Source organism: Fulvivirga sp. (assembly GCF_040218215.1).
Lineage (GTDB): Bacteria > Bacteroidota > Bacteroidia > Cytophagales > Cyclobacteriaceae > Fulvivirga.
In genome coordinates, this window is record NZ_JAVJQL010000010.1 from 242,359 (window position 1) to 261,533 (window position 19,175).

A 19,175-nucleotide genomic window follows, 5' to 3' on the forward strand; every position below is an offset into this window, starting at 1 on the left:
CTGACAATAATGTTTTCAAAAACGGACAAGATCATAACTCAACATTAAATGATTAGTAGGGTACTTACTTTTCTTTTTCTCGCATCCAATACTCTTTTTGGACAATCAAACGAATCCAATCCACGGTACCTACAAAGTGACTTTGGCTACAAAGAAACTGGTTTTAGCCTTGCCAATTGGCAAATAATTCAAAGTCAAGAAGGACTGATTTATGTTGGAAATACCGATGGATTGCTCGTATATGATGGGGTTCACTGGAAACGTCATTTCAATTTTGGAATTCTATCACTTCATGAATCTAATGTAGGCCAAATATATATTGGAGCCTTGGGTGACTTTGGTTACTTAGAATCTTCAGAAACTGGAAATCTCCTTTTTATATCCTTAAAAGATAAACTCCCTAAAGAATTTAATTTGAATTCTGCGGTTTGGAGTATTTCAGAAAACACCAAAGGCATTTACTTCTACAGTAAACAAGGTGTGTTTCGCTGGGATGGATCAACAATTAATTTCTGGAATTCAAACGAATATCATAATAAGATTGTAACCGATGACCAAAACGCCTATATCATTAATGGCAATTCTGGTATTGTGAAACTTACTGAAGATGGTGAAGTACCAATAGCTGGTACCGAAATCCTAAAATCAGATTATCTCAACTTTTTACTAAATACAAAAAAAAGTAAAATGTTAGGAACAAGACACAATGGTATCTTCGAGTTGAGGGGAGATTCCTTGCTAAGCCCAATTCAAGAAAAAACTTCAGATTTTATTAAAAGAAATCAACTTTTTTCGCATCGTTTTAAAAGTAAAATAAAAGCAATAGGCACAATCTCTGGTGGGATGCAAATTCTAAATGACAGCTTAAATATTGTTTCTAAAATAGATACGAATAATGGACTTGCCAATGGCTTTGTCAAAGGCATCGACATTGACACACATCAAAACTTATGGTGTTCATTGCCCGAAAATATTTCGATGTTTGAAATTTCATCTCCTATCCAATTATGGGATAAGGATAGCGGCTTAGAGGGTACTCCTTACAGGGTTGGAAAAGCATTTGGCAAGTTATTTATTGGAACAACCAAGGGCTTATTTTATAATAAAGGTGCCTCGTTTGAAAAAGTTAGAGGTATCAACTCTAAAATATGGGCACTATCAAAGATAAGTCTGGAAGATAATAAGGAGGCTTTAGTTGTGTCCAGCGAACAAGGTTTGATTTTAGTTTATGATAATCTATCATTCGAGATTGTAAAGAATCAAGCTGAAACACATGTTTACAACCTAAAATCAAAACCAAACAGTATAATTGTCAGCCGAACAACAGGAATTAGTCTATTAACCATAACAAATTCAAAAATTAGTCAAAATGAACTAATTCAATTCTCAAATAAAGATCAAGTAGTTCATGATGTCTGCGAAGATGATATGGGAAATATCTGGATAGGAGCAGTTGATGAAGGGGTGTATAAAATAGAAGGAGTGGAAACAGAAAATCCTGAAATAAAACTTTATAATGAATCACAAGGGCTTTCAGAAATTGATGAAATTGCTCTGGCATATACAACCTCAGGGCTTTACGCAGGTACAAGTGATGGACTGTACCTCTACGACAGCATAACAGATACATTCAAAAAAGACGATCGCATTAAGGGCGATATCAAACGACTTTCCAGTACTAACGACTCAACGGTTTATTCCGCAATTAAGAACAAAGAAGGGCGCACTGAAATTCAAAAAATTTCCTTTTTTAAAGGAGATACTATTAGCCAGTCCACTACCCCATTCAAAAGAATAGTAACCACTACAGTAACAAGTATCTTTCCTGATGAAAACGGAATCGTTTGGTTTGCCACACCAGATGGACTCTATAGGTTTGACGAAAACATCAAAAAAGACTATACTATCCCTTATAACACCCTAATCCGGAAAGTTGTTAATCTGGATTCTGCCTTATTTAATGGCACATATTCAGAGCCTATACCAGGAAAATTGGCACCTAAAATCGTGGTCAATCAACCATCAAACTATATTCCAACCTTAGCTTTCGAAAGAAACTCAATGCGCTTTGAGTATGCCTCTACTTTTTATGAGCTGCCTGAAAGGACTCAATATAGCTACTTTCTTGAAGGCAATGACAAACAGTGGTCATCATGGAGCACTGAGCACATTAAAGAATACAATAACTTAAGTGCAGGGTCTTATACTTTTAAAGTAAAAGCAAAAAACATCTATGACCATGAAGGCAACATTGCCCGTTATCAATTTGTAATCTTAGCACCCTGGTATCAGACTTCATGGGCTTATGTATTATTTACGTTAGGTGGGGGCATGCTCATCTGGTTTATTGTACTAGCTTATTCTTTCAGGGTACGTCAGCACCGCAAAAAGCTAAAACTCATTGTGGCAGACCGAACTTTTGAAGTAATCTCCCAGAAAAAAGAGATAGAAAAGCAGAATGACTTGCTCAAGGAGCAAAATGAGAAAATTTCTCATCAGAGAGATGCTATAAATGAGAAGAATCAAAAACTGGAATTGTCACAGGAAGAAGTTCTCAGCATCAACAAAAAACTGCAAGAGTTAAATGCACTTTTGGAGAAAAAGGTAGAGCAGCGAACATCTAGAATAAAGCAAACACTGCAACAACTCCAGCAAACCAATGCAGAACTTGACACGTTTATTTATCGTGCCTCTCATGACCTTAAAGGACCTATTAGCCGAATCCATGGTTTAACATCCCTTGCCAAGCTGGAGTCAACCAGTTCGAATGATCGTAAATACTATGACTTGATAGAGCTGGTAGCAAAGGATATGAACAAGTTGCTGGCTAAACTCACCCAGGTTCATGAGGTTATTCATGCCACAGTTGACAAAGAGCTGATTGACCTACCTGTGCTGATAAGTGAGGTTAGAAATAACATAAATTTTTTAGATCAAGGTGGAGACACCAAATATTCTTTTGATTTAAAAAGCACGCTTCAGGTAAAATCAGATCCATTTCTTTTAACAATTGTGCTCACCAATTTGATGGAGAATGCACTTATATTTAGAAAGAATAGCATAAACGATCATCAAATTACTATCAAAGCAGATGAGGATAAAGAAAGTTATTATATTGAAGTAATTGATAACGGGTTGGGCATTGCTGAATCGCATTTAAACAAAGTGTTCAATATGTTCTTCAGAGGATCGGATCAATCAAAAGGTAGTGGCCTTGGCTTATATCTTGTAAAAGTAGCCGTTGAAAAACTGCATGGCGAAATATCGGTGACCAGTGAACCAAACGATAAGACCACCTTTTTTGTCAAGTTTCCAAAATAGCCCTTAAGCAATGGAAGTTAGATAACCTTTGAGAGCAACTAGAAAATCTTCAATATCTTTTGGGTAAAGATCACCTAATACCGATAGCCTGAAAGTTGCTGATTTTGCCCCTTTTCCTGGATATATAGTGAATCCTTTTTCATACAAATAATCATGCATTGCATCAAAGTTGTACTTTGGATTCTTAGGTTCTATTATGGCCAGCAGTATTTTAGACTGCTGCTCATAAGGTAACAAAAAGCTCAAACCCATGTCTTGCAAACCTTCAACCAATACATCCCAGTTTTTCTGGTAGCGACTCCATCTGCCTTCCTCACCCTCGGCAAAATACTCATCAATGGCCTGTCTTAGTGCATAACAGACCTGCACTGGCGGGGTAAACTGCATTTGTCCGGTTTTCTCAAAACCCACGTATTGGCTGTAAATGTTGAAATAGAATGACCTTTTTTGCTCACCTAACTTAGGCAATAAATCAGATTTGAAAATGACAAAAACCAGCCCTGCCATTCCCTGAATACATTTATTAGAAGATGATATTATGTACTCAGCCTGCCACTTTTTAACATCGATAGGAATACCGGCATAAGAGCTCATACAGTCAACTATAACCTCAACTCCATGCTTGTGTGACAAATCACAAATCTCCTGAACAGGGTTAAGCATTCCCGTAGTGGTTTCATGATGCACAACAGCCAAGTGGCTTACATCTTCATTCTCCTTTAGTAATTTTCCAATGGCCTCAACACTTGGATAATCACCATACTCTAATTGATATCTGACCACACCAATATCAAAAGTTTCAGCCAGCTTGATCATTCTGGTACCATAAGCACCATTCTCAACAACCAAAAGTTTCTTCCCTTTTGGTACTGCCGATGTAATGGCCGCTTCCAATCCACCTGTACCACTGGCAGCAAACAGTGCTGCTATATATTCATCTTCACCATGAACAACCTTTACCAGATCATTCTTAATTCCTTCTATTAACGCTCCAAATTCCTCTTCCCTAGGACAAATATCTTCGACCACCATGGCATTTTTCACTGTATCAGTAGTAGTTGCCGGACCAGGATTTAATAAAATTTTTCTGTCTACTTTTTTCATTTTTGGGAAGGATTGGTCCAAACCCAGAATTGCCCCAGGTTTTGAAAGGTTCTATAAACTAAGAGTATAATACTAACTGATAAATATATCATCAATACATAAAAAGTATTGCCTTCATACAATGATGGCATGGTAAATATGATGATAAGAAATAATGGTGTAAAAAGGCCTGGGCTTCTTTCTAAGCCGTCTATTAAATGACCCACCATAATCTTACCCAAATATGCAGATGAATACAGAGTCATGATAAAAACCAATTGTGAAGGACTAAAAAGGGATGCTCCAAGCCCACCTATTAATATCATTATCACTAAATACATAAAAATACTATACCTAACATTCGGTGTCCTCATTATTGTCTTTATGAATGTTAATACCGAACCAACACCAATTAAAATCATAATAACTTCCATGGCAGTCAATCCTCCAATCAACTCCATTTGATACAAATCGTAAACTGGGGCAAAATAGCCTGCAATAATTAAAAAACAACCTAAAATTACCCCTTCCAGCGAACCAAGTTTTTCAAAAATTAGCCATCCTGTCTTAAACTGCTCATAGAAAACCACCACGTGTGCCAGGTAAGAAAGCAACACGACCGCAGCTACCAACCAGATATTGGTAATCGAAAAAAGATTAAAAATGATAAGCATTAAGAATCCATTATTGAATGCATCCAAATAATGATCACAAAATTCACCTAATGCTGACCCTGTACCAGTTCTCTTTGCCTGGGCACCATCCAGATGGTCACCTATCAAATAGGCGAAAAGTAAGATTGGAATTACAATGAAATTGAGCTTCCCCAGCACTTCCTGATCAAAAGACAGATAAAGGGCCACATAAAAAAAGCAATTGGAAATGATTGTAATAATGTTTGCTGGTATAGCCCACGGAACAAAACCTATAATCAGCTCCACAAATATCTTCTTAAATACAGGTGTTAGTAAAGAATAGTCTTTGCATTGATAGGCATATGCTCTCATGGCTTGCAAATAAAAATAAATTTAAAGTCAGTTCCGAATTCGACCCACAACTTGTACAGAAACAAAATAATAGCTTTTAAAACAAACGTTTGAAATAGACTGCACAAGCGACTGGTAATCTGATGTAGGTTTCACAAGGTATTTGATCTCTTTCAAAGCAAAAATATATTATATCTTTGTGCCCTATGAAAAAAACGACACAATTCAGAAACCTTCTTTCTTCTGATAAATTAGAATTTATCATGGAAGCCCATAACGGACTTTCAGCAAAAATCGTTGAAGAAGCTGGTTTCAAAGGCATTTGGGGAAGTGGATTGTCAATTTCAGCTGCACTTGGCGTGCGCGATAATAATGAAGCTTCATGGACTCAGGTTTTAGATGTTTTAGAGTTTATGACCGATGCAACAAGCATTCCTATATTACTGGATGGTGACACCGGGTATGGTAACTTCAACAACATGAGAAGATTGGTGCAGAAGCTGGAACAACGTGATGTTGCTGCCGTATGTATAGAAGATAAATTATTTCCAAAAACCAACTCATTTATTGGTGGTGAGAGCCAACCTTTAGCTGATGTTGCTGAGTTTTGCGGAAAGATAAAAGCAGCCAAAGACACACAACTTGACCCTGATTTTTCTGTTGTTGCCAGACTGGAGGCTTTTATTGCGGGTTGGGGACTTGATGAGGCATTAAGAAGAGCTGATGCATATCATGATGCCGGGGCCGATGCCATTTTATGTCATAGTAAAAAAGCAGACTCATCAGATATCGATGCCTTTATGAAAGAGTGGGGCGACAGATGCCCGGTTATCATAGTGCCTACAAAGTACTACTCTACTCCTACTGATCATTTTAGGTCACAAGGCATTAGCATGGCAATTTGGGCCAACCACAATATGCGTGCTGCCATTAAGGTAATGCAAGACACTACCAAAAGGATTTATGAGGAAGAGTCGCTCATCAATATTGAAGGGAATGTGGTTTCTGTTGCTGAAGTATTCAGAATCCAGGGTGCGGATGAGTTGAAAGATGCTGAGAAAAAATACTTGCCAACAACAGGTAAGAAAGTTAATAATATTATTCTAGCAGCAAGCCAGGGCAACTTAGGTGAGCTGACTAAAGATTCACCTAAAACTCTGGTTGAAGTTAATGGCAAATCATTGCTATCAACTCAAATTGATGAGTACAATCAGGTAGGGATAAAAGACATCACTGTTGTTAGGGGCTTTGGTAAAGAGAAGGTCAAAATGAACAACATTAAGACCGTTGATAATGACGATTATGCGGAAACAAAAGAGTTGTATTCGCTAAATCTTGCTAAAGACGAAATCAAAGAGAATACTATCATTAGCTATGGCGATATCATTTTCAAAAAGTATGTGTTGAATGAGTTGCTAAATGATAACAATGACATCACCATGATTGTGGACGCGGACAGCAAGAAGTCTGATGGCACTAAAGACCTTGTTAAGGCGAGTAAAAAATACAATAAGAAGAATTTTATTGGTACTGCTAAATTCAAAAAGATGGACTCCAACCTTGACAAGAAAGTTTGTGGCGAGTTCATCGGCCTTTGGAAAGTAAATAGTACCGGTGCTGAAATTGTAAAAACCGCTCTTACCAAACTTAGCGAGTCCAAGAATTTCAAAAAAATGACCTGCACAGACCTTTTCAATGAAATTGCAAAAGAGAATACAATAGCGGTAAAATATATTAGCGGTGCGTGGTTAGATGTTGACACCCTTGTTGATTTGCAAGAGGCAGGAAAACTAAGAATATAAAATAAAGCAAATGCTGAATACTCAAGAATTTGGAACCGCCCTTAAAGGATTAGGGTTTGATTTCTACAGCGGAGTTCCCTGCTCTTTTTTAAAATATCTCATCAATTATGCCATTAATGATTGTGATTATGTGATGGCTGCCAATGAAGGTGATGCGGTTGCCACTGCCGCAGGTGCCTATCTGGGAGGCAAAAAATCAGTGGTTTTAATGCAGAACTCTGGTTTGACAAATGCCACTTCCCCTATTACTTCACTAAATTATTCCTTTCAGCTTCCGGTATTAGGGTTTGTAAGTTTACGTGGTGAGCCTGGCCTTAGTGATGAGCCTCAGCATGAACTTATGGGTCAAATTACAGGAGAGATGCTTTCATTAATGGAGGTGGAATGGGAGTATTTGGCTCAGGATATGGAAGAGGCAAAAACACAACTAGACAGGGCCAATAAGGCTATTGAAAATAATAAGACTTTTTTCTTTGTAGTAAAAAAAAACACATTTGGTGAGGTGGCATTGAAGCCTCAAAATCTTACTTCTACTTTTTCGAAGGAGCTAAAGCACACCACAGCTGACCTTGCAATGCCTACCAGAACTGAAGCATTGACTACCATTTCAAATCTTGCTGATAATAACACCATCATGCTGGCGACTACTGGTAAAACTGGCCGTGAGCTTTTTGAAGTGGAAGACAAGTCCAATAATTTGTACATGGTTGGATCAATGGGCTGCATAAGTTCAATGGCACTTGGCCTTGCATTAGCCAGACCAGACAAAAAAGTAATTGCCATAGATGGTGATGGTGCTGCTTTGATGCGCATGGGAAATTTGGCTACCAACGGTTATTATCAACCAAAAAACTTATTGCATGTTTTGCTTGACAATAATGTGCATGACTCCACAGGAGGCCAGGCTACAATATCCCATAACATTGACTTTGCCCTGACCGCTCACGCCACTGGTTATCCCGCTGCTATTTCTGCAGCAAGTGTTAAAGAATTGTCTGATGAAATTTTAGCCTGGAAAGCTGATCCTAAGGCTACTTTTATTCATCTGAAAATTTCTCAGGGATCACCTGAAAAATTAGGTAGACCAACGGTTAAACCTTTTGAAGTTAAAGAAAGACTCATGCAATTTATTCAAGACTGATGAGTCAAAAGGTGGATACGGCTGTAATACTTGCTGCTGGTCTGGGCAGCAGGTTAAAAGAAAGAACCAAGCAAATGCCAAAGGCCTTTTTGGAGGTTGATGGCACTGCTCTTATTCACCGTTCCATCAAACAGCTTCTCAAATCCGAAATAACAAGAATAATTATAGGTACAGGTTATTTAAATCACTTTTTTGATGATTTAAAAAGTACCTACCCTGAGATTGAAACTTGGCGCAATGATGATTATGCTAGCACTGGCAGCATGTATACCTTGTTCAATTTAAAACACCTTTTGAATTCAAGTTTCCTGTTATTGGAAGGAGATCTTTTGTATGAGCCTTTTGCTCTGGAAACACTAATAACTGACAAGAATCCAGATATTATTTTAGCTAGTGGAGAAACTCATTCTAATGATGAAGTTTACATAGAAGCTAACAAGAATTGGCACCTTACAAACATGTCGAAAAAAGTAACCGAATTGAATCACATTAGTGGTGAGTTGGTAGGAATTAGCAAAATCTCTACAAATACATTTGAAGCTATGTGCGCTTACGCTGAAGCACAATATAAAATCGGCAACAAAGAAATTCACTATGAGGACGACTTTGTTGGCATCTCCAAAGACATCAATATCTTAATCAAGAAGGTTGATGACTTGGCGTGGTGCGAAATAGATGATGAACATCATCTTCAAAGAGCATTGACCCAGGTGTATCCTAAAATCAAGGAAAGAAGCAGCCTTTGAGCAGGTCATTTGAAAATATTTCCACAATAATTTTCGATTTTGATGGCACCATCGCAGATACATTGAAATTAGGTGTTTCTGTTTCCAACAGCATTTGTGATCGTTTTGGATATAAAAAAATATCAAATAAAAAGGAGCTTGATATTTATAGAAACCTTTCCACTCAAAAGGCGATAAAAGCAGTAGGAATATCCTATCTCAAGCTGCCAATTATTGCACATGCTTTTAGAAAAGAGCTTGCAAAGAATATTGATTTATTGAAACCCATCGATGGAATTCCCGAAGTAATAAGAGAGCTTGCCAAGTCTTATAAGCTTGGCATAGTAACTTCAAACTCGCAAGCCAATATTGAAAGTTTTCTCACCAGACATGGCATGACAGAGTGTTTTCATTACTTTTCTTCGGGCATCAGATTATTTCAAAAAAACAAAACCATCAAATCCATTATAAAAAAAGGAAACCTAAAAAAAGATGAGGTATTGTTGGTTGGTGATGAGACGAGAGATATAGAGGCGGCTTCAAGTTGTGGCTTGCCTATTATTAGCGCTACTTGGGGTTTTCATACCAGAGCAGTTTTAGAGGAGTTTCATCCAGATGAAATCATTGATCACCCCTCTGAATTACTCCAGCTTTTGATCAATACAAGAACCTAACATTTACATTCTTAAATTACATACGCTTGTATTACGAGGGCTTTAGTCCTTATTTTGCACCAAATTTTTCAGATGACCTCTAGAATCAAGTTATTTTTTAGTTATTGCCTGTTTTGGTTCAGCTTTTTTGTAATCGCAAGGGTTATATTCTTAACCTACCATTACCCGTTAACCGACACAATGGGCCTTGGCGATATATTGCTGGCCATGCTCAATGGGGCTAGGTTGGACTTAACCGTTATGGGTTATTTCTCGCTGATTCCAGGTTTGCTTATCTGCCTCACCACCTATTTTAAGCCCATAGTTCTTGATATTATTTTAAGAATTTATACTGGGCTAATGCTCTTCATTGCCAGCTTTATTATCGTGCTCGATTTAGAGTTGTATACACATTGGAGCTACAGAATGGACGCTACTCCCCTGCTATATATTGGTAAAGAAGCTGCCAGTTCAGGAGATTTTTGGACTACAGTAATAATGGTCACGTTCTGGCTAATTCTCTTTGGGGCATTTAGCTGGGCCTATATAAAATACGTTTCCAAAAGAACCAAAAACATTGCAACTGCTAACTGGAAGACATCAATAACAATGTTGTTGTTAACCGCACTATTGATTGCACCAATAAGAGGGACAGTGGGTGTGGCACCTATCAATACAGGAACTGTTTATTTTCATGAGTCGAACATGTTTGCCAATCATGCTGCAATAAATGTGGTATATAATTTTGGCTATGCTTTACGAAAACTTAATCGGTTGAGCTATCCGGAAAACTATTTGGCTGCTGACAAAACCCAGCTGTATTTCAATGAGATGAACGAGTCTTCAGGAGAAACAGTGAAGCTAATTGATCAAGACCAACCTAATATTATCATTATAGTTCTTGAGAGCTACACCTTTCGTTTTATTGAGCCACTGGGCGGACTGCCTGGAATAACACCTAACATTAATAAGTTGGTACATGAAGGTGTTTTGTTCGATAACTTCTACTCTTCAGGAGATAGAACAGATTTAGGAATTGTATCAATACTTAACGGTTATCCGCGTCAGCCAAAAGGATCTATTATTAAGTTTCCTAAGAAAACTGCATCGCTACCTTTTATAAACAAAACGCTCAAATCGAGAGGGTATAATACAGAGTTCACATATGGCTATAACATTGACTACGCCAATTTCAAATCTTACCTATCCAACGCACAATTTGACGGCATTGCGCACAGTCAGGATTTTCCGCAAGAGTTGAACACTTCAAAATGGGGCGTGCACGACCATTTTGTGTTTGACAAGTTTTTGGACGAGGCTAATCAAATTAATTCACCATTCTTCAAAATCATGATGACACAAAGCAGCCATGAGCCTTTTGAAGTGCCTATGGAAACCGTTATTGAAGGGAAAGATGACGTGAGCAAGTTTCTAAATTCAGCTTACTACACCGACAAGTCGTTGGGTGAGTTTATTGACAAGGCAAAACAGACCGATTGGTGGACTAACAGCTGGGTTATTGTTACAGCCGATCATGGCCATTTCATGCCTGATAATCCTGGAAATTCAAATGCTGACAGGTTTAAAATACCGATGCTTTGGCTTGGTGGAGCACTCGCCAAACAAGATACAGTAATTCATTCTTACGCCAGCCAGACCGATATTGCAAATACCATCTTTGGTCAGTTAGGATTTCAGGATGAAGATTTCATGTTTAGCAAAAATATTATGACCAGAGATTATAAACCCTATGCGGTATATGTTTTCAATAATGGCTTTGGGTATTTGGATAGCACGCATAAGATCGTTTTTGATAACGTAGGTGGAAACTACCTCATGAAAGAGGGTGCAACTACAGAAAAAGAATTGGAGCTAGGCAAGGCTTATATGCAAACACTTTATTCAGATTTTAACAAACGTTGATTAATTCTTTGCCATTTTTTTAAATACAATACGCAATGACAAATAAATAATGAGCCCAATAGGAACAATGATAATTAGCCAGGCAAACATGCCCATTAAATGAGCTACCCACAATTGTTTTAGAGCCAGCAAAAAATCGTTCTTAACCATATCTATTAATTCTGAAATAGAATACGGTATTGGGTTAACATTTAAAATTTTTGAACCAAGATTGATAAAAGGGATAATAAGAAGCAGCTGCAGGGGATAAACAATGTAATTGATTAACTGTATGGCCGCCACATTAAGTTTAAAAATAACAGCAATTAGTAAACATAAGACAGTAGTGATGCCGACAACAGGAAATAGACCAAACACAAAGCCTAGCGAGACTGAAAGTGCAAGTCTGGTAGGGGTCATTCCCTGTTTCAAAAAGCCAAGTAGTGGCTTTAGCAGCTTGTCATTTATATTCTTTTTGAATTTGTTGGCCACTCTGCTTTTGGGTTATTTACGAAGATAATTGTGATATAACACGGATAAAACAAAACACTAATTAATATTTTTCGTTTTAAGACTTTATGCGTCTTGGAACTGGCTTTTTAATAATAGTTCAGAATAAAAAAACACTCTATGCCATGATAAACTTTTCACTTAACAGAAAAAAATGGGTAGTGCCAAAAATTAAAGGCAAGTATATTGGTGAGGCTTATTTGCAAAACTTCAACAAAGCCTTGTTGAATTTGGAGAAAAACCTTCAGGAAGAAAATAATAGCAGCCATCGTAAAATGGCTACACAATAAGCGTCAAAATCAAAAAAGACCCTGGCATATGCCAGGGTCTTTTTTGATTCAATCGTTTTCTACAGCTTTTTAGCTTGATTTCCTAACCGAGCCTCCGCTGCTGGAATCTGTTCTTGACTTAGAGGGGTTACCAATATACCTTATACTTGCTCCACTGCTCGCATGAGCATCAATTTCATTCTTGGCATTTACTTTTGCTCCAGCTCCACTGCTAGCTCTTACCCTCACATTTTCAGCTTCCAAATCATAAGCATCGACACCACCTGCACTACTCACACTAACTTCCAAATATTTTGACTTGCCAGCAACTTCAACATCACCAGAACTCGAAGCGCTAACATTTAAATCATTTACATCAACCGAAACTTCCACATCTGCAGCACTGGATACATCAATGGTCATTCTATCACCTTTTATTACGCCTTCAGCGTATACTGTTGATGCACTACTGGCAGAAATACCTTCCAGTTCCACGTAAGTTACATATACCTTCACCGAAATATTTCTATAACGATTACCTTCTAAATATACTTTAAGCCTGCTACCTCTTACCTCTGTCAATACCTCATCACTGTCCATTCCGCGTGCTTCAACTTCCACACTTTCTTTAGTGCCTTTTTTCAAATATAAGTCAATGGCTTGTGAGACCTGTACTTCATCAAATGACCCAACATCACGCCTTTCTCTTTGCTGTCCGTAGCTCTGAACTGTGATCAACAACACAGTAAAGAAAATTCCAATCTTTTTCATAAGTGTCAAATTTAAATATTCAACTCAAAGACCAATTAAAAAATAATGGGTTGCATGAGCACTGAATATTTATAGTTCTGATTCAATTTTCTAAGATAACAAGAACTGGTCAATCCCAAAGATTCTAAGACCTTCAAAATATTAATTAAAAATTTCTGCAACTATTTTCTATATATGGAGTCATTAACCTATCTAAACAACAACTTAAAAGGTCATGCTCAAAAATTACATTCGCGTAACTGTGCGCAATCTCTTCAAAAACAGCGTCTATTCATTCATTAACATCACAGGTTTAGCTGTCGGCATTGTATGCTGCATATTGATCCTGTTATGGGTAAATGATGAGGTTTCTTATGATAAATTCCTGCCAAAATATAACAAGCTGGCTCAGGTATGGATCAATGCGGAGTTTGATGGTAAAATTAATTCATGGACGTCTGTGCCTCTGCCTACTTATGAGGCCATGAAAACTGCTGATTCAAAAATCAAAAACTCATGTGTAACTGGCTGGGGGTCTTCCCATCTTTTAACCATTGGCGAAAAAAGAATTACAAATGATGGGTATTGGGTAAGTGAGGAGTTTCTTGAAATGTTCGAGTTCCCATTGGCCTATGGTGACCCAAGTACTGTGCTTGATGAACCATCATCGATTGTATTGACAGAGTCTTTTGCGAAATCGCTGTTTGGTGATGAAGATCCTCTTGGTCAGATCATCAGGCTGGACGATGAGGCAGATGTGAAAGTAACGGGGATATTAAAAGATGTACCGCAAAACTCCTCCTTCGAATTTGAATATCTAATACCATGGAAGCTACGCGAACAGTTGAATACATGGGTGCTTGACAACAAAGACAATTGGGGCAATAACTCCTTTCAGGTTTTTATAGAACTGGATCAAAGTGATGATTTGCTGTCTGTGGAAGATAACGTTAAAGATATGTTGGTAGAGCATTCTGAACATGGTTTTATGCGTTACCTGTTCCTTCATCCAGTAGAAAGATGGAGGCTATATTCAAACTTTGAAAATGGTATTGCAAAAGGTGGACGTAGCGACTATGTTCAGTTATTCACTGTCATAGCGTTATTAATCATAGTAATCGCTTGCATCAACTTTATGAACCTGGCTACTGCCAGGTCTGAGCGAAGGGCCCGTGAAGTAGGTATAAGAAAAAGCGTTGGCTCTGGCAGAGGTCAGCTTATTGCACAATTCATAGGTGAATCTGTTTTTATTTCCCTTATTTCTTATGTAATAGCTATTTTATTAGCGCTCTTGCTCCTGCCTTTTTATAACGATCTTGTTGAGAAGAAACTCTTCATTGACTTCACATCTTCACTGTTCTGGATTTTTACTGCTATAGTAATACTTGTTACCGGAATTATTTCTGGTAGTTATCCAGCCTTCTATTTATCATCTTTCAGACCTGCTAAAGTTCTGAAAGGCAAGGTGACTTTAGGTAAAAATGCAAGTACTCCAAGAAAGGTATTGGTAATCCTGCAGTTTGGAGTTTCAATAATATTGATAATTGGCACTATAGTAATAATCCAGCAAATAAAGCTGGCAAAAGACCGTACGTTGGGGTATGATCAGGAAAAATTAATATCTGTTGATAAAACAGGGGAACTTGATGAAAACTACGATGCATTGAAAACAGAGCTCTTACAGTCTGGAGCGGTTGCAGGTGTAACAGTATCAAACAGTAAAATCACTTCAATTAACTCTAACAATTTTCTGGGATGGCCAGGAAAACCAGATGACTTAAATGTGATTTTCACAACCATCACCACAGAGTATGACTATTGTCAGACCATGGGCATAGAAGTGCTTATGGGTCGTGATTTTTCGAAGGATTTTAAAAGTGATACGGCAGCTATAATTATAAACAAAGCTGGACTTGATTTGATGGGATTAGAAGACCCCATTGGAACCCAGCTCGACCTTTGGGGCAGTAAAAGAGAGCTTATTGGCGTTGTTGACAATGTGCTGATGGGCTCGGTTTATTCAGAAGTTAAACCTCTATTTATGATTATTGATGACTGGGGAGGGTCTATTACAATAAGGCTACCGGGCGACATTCAAAACTCTCTGGCCACTGTTAAATCTATATTTGAGAAGCACAACCCTGCCTATCCGTTTGAGTATGAGTTTGTTGATATTGACTACCAAAAGAAGTTTACTACCATTAATATGACCAGCAGATTGGCCAACTTATTCGCCATATTAACAATATTTATTACAGGGCTTGGACTTTTTGGCTTAGCGGCATATACTGCCGAGCAGCGCACTAAGGAAATTGGTATAAGAAAAGTATTAGGGGCTTCAGTAAGCGGATTGATTCAATTAATGTCCTACGACTTTTCAAAGCTTGTAATTATCTCATTTTTGCTCTCATCACCATTGGCGTGGTATCTTTTAAACAGTTATTTGGAGAGGTACCCACTACGAACAGAAATTATGTGGTGGATCTTCCCCTTAACAGGATTAATAGCGCTCATTTTTGCTATAGTCATTGTGAGTACTCAAGCCTTGAAAGCTGCAACAGCAAACCCGGTTAAGTCGCTTAGAAATGAATAAAATTGAGGTGAAAAAGTACATCATTAAGGGTGTTCTTTTTTACACCAATTCTATTATACAAATAAAAAAAATGGCTATATTGGTATTGTATAAAGGATTTATTTGTCACGGCAAGTGACAATCAAAGCATAAAAAACTAGCGAAAATGATAAAGGAACAATTAAATGTATTAATTCAGTTGGCGGCTAGCGATAGCAATGTTGCTGAAAAAGAAGCTAAATTGATTCAAATGATTGGTGTTTCTAATGGGATACCAAAAGAAGATATCGATGAAATGCTTAAGAACCCATCCAGGCCAATTGGAGATTTAGGAACACTAACTGACGATCAAAAATTTGAGCACCTTTATCAAGTAGTTCAAATGATGAAAATTGATGGCCAGGTGTTTAAAAGCGAAATTGTTTTCTGTGAAGACATAGCTGGTCGCCTTGGTTATAAGAAGGGTGTAATTGCAGAACTTTCTTCAAAAATATTCAGCGATCCGTCAATAACTGCTGACAGAGACGCTTTGAAAAAGAAAGCTCAGAAGTTCTTAAAGTAGAACGCTTCACCCATAGATATAAAAAATGCACGCTATCTGGCGTGCATTTTTTTTGAGTAATGGTCTAAAACGGCTCCTTCAAAAGTGTAATATTCTCCTAAACAGTCTGCTGTCATACAAGAATGCACCGGTAGTATTCCTATCACATCTCCCACTTTCCATTGACTCAATTCTTCATCAGGCATGTATATCAACCCATGCTCCTGTGACACACTTTTTAGATAAGCACCTTTTAGTGGCGCACTCCAACCTTCATTTAAGATTTTAACTACCTGCCCAAAACTGTTGTATCCATCAACTTCAATATTATCCTTGGCAAAATGAACGCCACCTCCATAGATGCATACTTGATTGTTTTGGCTATTGATAGATACTACAGGACAGGCAACGGCTACACCAACGTCCTCAATGGAGCATGAGGCTATTTGCTCCTGCATAATGTCATAAAAGACAAAATTGCCCGGACTCATGGCATCTATACTCTCAAACTTGTCTATAACACTGCAAGTTGGTGTATCCCCGTAACATATCTCCGCATCTGGATAGGCTGCCTTGATTGGCTGAAGGCATTCTACTGCCTCTGTATATATTTTGGTTGTTTCAGCCTTACCTCTTGTTCCATATGAATGGCCGGCATGCAGGTAAAACCCTTTAAACTGAAGCTTTTCTGATGATTTAACCTTACTCACGAGCTGGTCAATAATAGTCAAATCTTTGGCGTTAACCCCGGTGCGTCCTTTACCAGAATCCAATTCAATTTTTACTCCTAGATCATAGTTCAGTTGACCAGAAAGTAGATCTATAACCTTTACATTGTCAACCAGAACAGTTAGGTTAATGCGTGAGGCAAGATCATTGATCAAGTCAATTTGCCTGATATTACAAGGGAATGCAACTGTTATGTTCTTCCAGCCATCTTTTGAAAAGTAATCGGCCATTCCCAATGAGCTTACTGTAATATGCTCCACCCCCACTTCTTTAAACCATCGCCCCACAGCATGGGACTGGTGTGTTTTAAAGTGAGGCTTGAATATTAACCCATTCGTGCCTGCTTTATCCGCCATTTTTCGGATGTTGCTTTTGCAAATGGATTCATTAATAAGAAGTGTGGGCTTAACAATATTCATTATTTAACTTCTTCATTCTCATAAACTACTTCTCCACCAACAATAGTCATCGCCACCTTGGTAGTTAAAATATCATTTTCAGGAATGGTCATTATATCATCTGAAAAAACAGTGAAATCTGCAAGCTTTCCTTTTTCAATTGATCCTTTCACATTTTCCTCAAAGGCGCCATAAGCGGCATTCCATGTATATGATTTTAATGCCTGCTCCCGTGTTAGCTTCTGCTCTGGCTCATAACCTCCTTCAGGTGTTCCTGCTAATGTCTTTCTTGAAACACTAGCATAAAATGATGCCAATGGGTCTACTGGCTCAACTGGCACATCCGTACCATTAACCAATACTGCTCCTGACTGAATAAGGGCCTGCCACATATATGCGCCTTCAACAATGCGCTTCTCACCCAGACGATCAATCGCCCAAGGTCTATCGGAAGACATATGTACAGCCTGCATTGCTGGTATTACCTTTAGCTCTCCAAAACGCGGTATATCATCTGGGTGCAAGTGCTGGGCATGCTCAATTCTGTACCTTACATCTCCAACATTACCATTCTCCTTAAACGCATTTTCATAACGATCTAAAATTTCTTTATTGGCCCTATCTCCAATGGCATGAGCACATACCTGAAAGCCATGTTCAAGTCCATCCTTTAATGTTTCGGCCACAAACTCCATAGGCAATGTTGGCATTCCAAAATGTCCGGGGCGGTCGGTATACTCATCCAGCAACCAAGCTCCTCTTGAGCCCAAGGCACCGTCACAGTTCAACTTCACTGATCGAATGGTCAGCAAGTTATCCATGGTATCAATCTCAGGCCCCTTTTCATACCACTCTGCCAAAAGCTCTTTATCAAAACCAGTAAGCATTACATATAATCTAACTCCCAACTTACCTTCCTCCTTATATTTCTTATAAAGATCGATTGTCTCCCTGCCTACACCTGCATCATGAAAACTGGTAATACCATTTCTCCAGCTTGCCTCAATAGCCAGTTGCAGTGCCTGTCTGTCTCGTTCTTCCGTGTTTTCAGGAATATTTTTGGTGATCAAAGTCATGGCCCTCTCATTAAATATTCCTGTTGGGTTACCCAACTCATCTCTAATGACTTCACCACCTTCTACTTCTTCTTCAGTCAGGTTTTCTTTTGACATCTGTAGAACCCCTGCTATTTCCATGGCCTTGGTATTAGCCATACCAGCATGTCCACTGGCATGTCTTAGATATACTGGGTTATCAGGGGAAACAGCACTTAATTTATCATGGGTTTGAAACCCTTTGATCATTTTTTCATTCGTGTTGTCCCACTTGCTTTGGTGCCACCCGCGGCCCACTATCCACTCACCGGGTTTAGCATTAGCTACAGCCTCCTCTACTCTTTCTACCAATTCATCATAGCTCTTAACATCCATAAGGTCAAGGTTCAGCTCATTGTAACCCAGCCCCATGAAATGGCCATGTCCTTCAATAAATCCTGGCGTTAAAGTTTTGCCTTTCAAGTCTATGATTTTAGTATTTTCGCCCTTATACTTCTCCATATCGGCACTTGTTCCAACATCAAGGATTCTATCGCCTAATATAGCAATGGCCTCAGCTTTCATATTGTTTTCATCAACAGTGTAGATGTTTCCATTCTTTAAAATGGTAGCTGCAACAGGTAGCTCTTTATCACTGCATGAAAACAGGACAATAGACACCAAAAACAGATTCAAAAGTGATTTTAGGTAGCGGTTCATATTAAAGTTTTAATTTTCAGGTTAAATTCAATGTTTTGA

At 38.3% G+C, this 19,175-nt stretch carries 15 protein-coding genes; 9 read left to right on the forward strand and 6 right to left on the reverse strand.

The features are described from left to right. Positions 1 to 48 precede the first annotated feature (48 nt). Entirely contained in the window at positions 49 to 3,321 is a 3,273-nt protein-coding gene (locus RIB54_RS04400; RefSeq protein ID WP_350099460.1) for an ATP-binding protein, read from the forward strand. A 3-nt stretch (positions 3,322 to 3,324) separates the two neighbouring features. Here RIB54_RS04400 and RIB54_RS04405 read toward each other — a convergent pair whose 3' ends face one another. After that, positions 3,325 to 4,425: a 2-aminoethylphosphonate aminotransferase gene (locus RIB54_RS04405; protein ID WP_350099461.1), complete on the reverse strand. Its 1,101-nt coding sequence runs from the start codon at positions 4,423 to 4,425 to the stop codon at positions 3,325 to 3,327. Then, entirely contained in the window at positions 4,422 to 5,411 is a 990-nt protein-coding gene (locus RIB54_RS04410) for a CDP-alcohol phosphatidyltransferase family protein (protein WP_350099462.1), read from the reverse strand. Before RIB54_RS04410 ends, RIB54_RS04405 begins: the two co-directional genes overlap by 4 nt. A gap of 185 nt (positions 5,412 to 5,596) precedes the next feature. Between RIB54_RS04410 and aepX the strand changes: the two genes are divergently transcribed. The 5 genes from aepX (at position 5,597) to RIB54_RS04435 (ending at position 11,634) form a co-directional block, all read left to right on the forward strand. Continuing rightward, positions 5,597 to 7,192, forward strand: a complete 1,596-nt coding sequence (gene aepX, locus RIB54_RS04415; protein ID WP_350099463.1) for a phosphoenolpyruvate mutase — start codon at positions 5,597 to 5,599, stop codon at positions 7,190 to 7,192. Between the two features lie 10 nt (positions 7,193 to 7,202). Next, positions 7,203 to 8,333: a phosphonopyruvate decarboxylase gene (gene aepY, locus RIB54_RS04420; protein ID WP_350099464.1), complete on the forward strand. Its 1,131-nt coding sequence runs from the start codon at positions 7,203 to 7,205 to the stop codon at positions 8,331 to 8,333. After that, positions 8,333 to 9,079, forward strand: coding sequence for a phosphocholine cytidylyltransferase family protein (locus RIB54_RS04425; RefSeq protein ID WP_350099465.1), 747 nt, complete (start codon positions 8,333 to 8,335; stop codon positions 9,077 to 9,079). Before aepY ends, RIB54_RS04425 begins: the two co-directional genes overlap by 1 nt. Then, positions 9,076 to 9,732 carry an HAD-IA family hydrolase gene (locus tag RIB54_RS04430; RefSeq protein ID WP_350066980.1) on the forward strand — a complete coding sequence of 219 codons (657 nt, stop codon included), beginning with the start codon at positions 9,076 to 9,078 and terminating at the stop codon, positions 9,730 to 9,732. Before RIB54_RS04425 ends, RIB54_RS04430 begins: the two co-directional genes overlap by 4 nt. A gap of 72 nt (positions 9,733 to 9,804) precedes the next feature. Continuing rightward, a complete protein-coding gene (locus RIB54_RS04435; protein WP_350099466.1) occupies positions 9,805 to 11,634 on the forward strand; it encodes an LTA synthase family protein in 1,830 nt (609 codons plus the stop codon). Here the strand turns inward: RIB54_RS04435 and RIB54_RS04440 are convergent, their stop codons facing one another. Further along, positions 11,635 to 12,105 (reverse strand): DUF2062 domain-containing protein, encoded by a 471-nt coding sequence (locus RIB54_RS04440; RefSeq protein WP_350066977.1) that lies wholly within the window; start codon positions 12,103 to 12,105, stop codon positions 11,635 to 11,637. Between the two features lie 143 nt (positions 12,106 to 12,248). On the opposite strand from RIB54_RS04440, the gene RIB54_RS04445 reads away from it, so the two are divergent. After that, positions 12,249 to 12,413 (forward strand): hypothetical protein, encoded by a 165-nt coding sequence (locus RIB54_RS04445; protein ID WP_350066975.1) that lies wholly within the window; start codon positions 12,249 to 12,251, stop codon positions 12,411 to 12,413. Positions 12,414 to 12,482: 69 nt separating this feature from the next. On the opposite strand, the gene RIB54_RS04450 is transcribed toward RIB54_RS04445, so the two are convergent. Next, positions 12,483 to 13,163: a head GIN domain-containing protein gene (locus RIB54_RS04450; RefSeq protein WP_350099467.1), complete on the reverse strand. Its 681-nt coding sequence runs from the start codon at positions 13,161 to 13,163 to the stop codon at positions 12,483 to 12,485. Positions 13,164 to 13,377: 214 nt separating this feature from the next. Here RIB54_RS04450 and RIB54_RS04455 point away from each other — a divergent pair, with 214 nt between their 5' ends. Beyond that, positions 13,378 to 15,735, forward strand: a complete 2,358-nt coding sequence (locus RIB54_RS04455; RefSeq protein ID WP_350099468.1) for an ABC transporter permease — start codon at positions 13,378 to 13,380, stop codon at positions 15,733 to 15,735. Positions 15,736 to 15,880: 145 nt separating this feature from the next. Continuing rightward, the gene (locus tag RIB54_RS04460; RefSeq protein WP_350066969.1) at positions 15,881 to 16,276 is read left to right on the forward strand and encodes a TerB family tellurite resistance protein; all 396 of its coding nucleotides are present in this window, start codon (positions 15,881 to 15,883) and stop codon (positions 16,274 to 16,276) included. Between the two features lie 32 nt (positions 16,277 to 16,308). Here the strand turns inward: RIB54_RS04460 and RIB54_RS04465 are convergent, their stop codons facing one another. Together RIB54_RS04465 and RIB54_RS04470 are read right to left on the reverse strand one after the other, a co-directional pair. Then, positions 16,309 to 17,403: an alanine racemase gene (locus tag RIB54_RS04465; protein ID WP_350099469.1), complete on the reverse strand. Its 1,095-nt coding sequence runs from the start codon at positions 17,401 to 17,403 to the stop codon at positions 16,309 to 16,311. Beyond that, the gene (locus tag RIB54_RS04470) at positions 17,403 to 19,136 is read right to left on the reverse strand and encodes an amidohydrolase (protein WP_350099470.1); all 1,734 of its coding nucleotides are present in this window, start codon (positions 19,134 to 19,136) and stop codon (positions 17,403 to 17,405) included. Before RIB54_RS04470 ends, RIB54_RS04465 begins: the two co-directional genes overlap by 1 nt. Between the last annotated feature and the right edge of the window lie 39 nt (positions 19,137 to 19,175).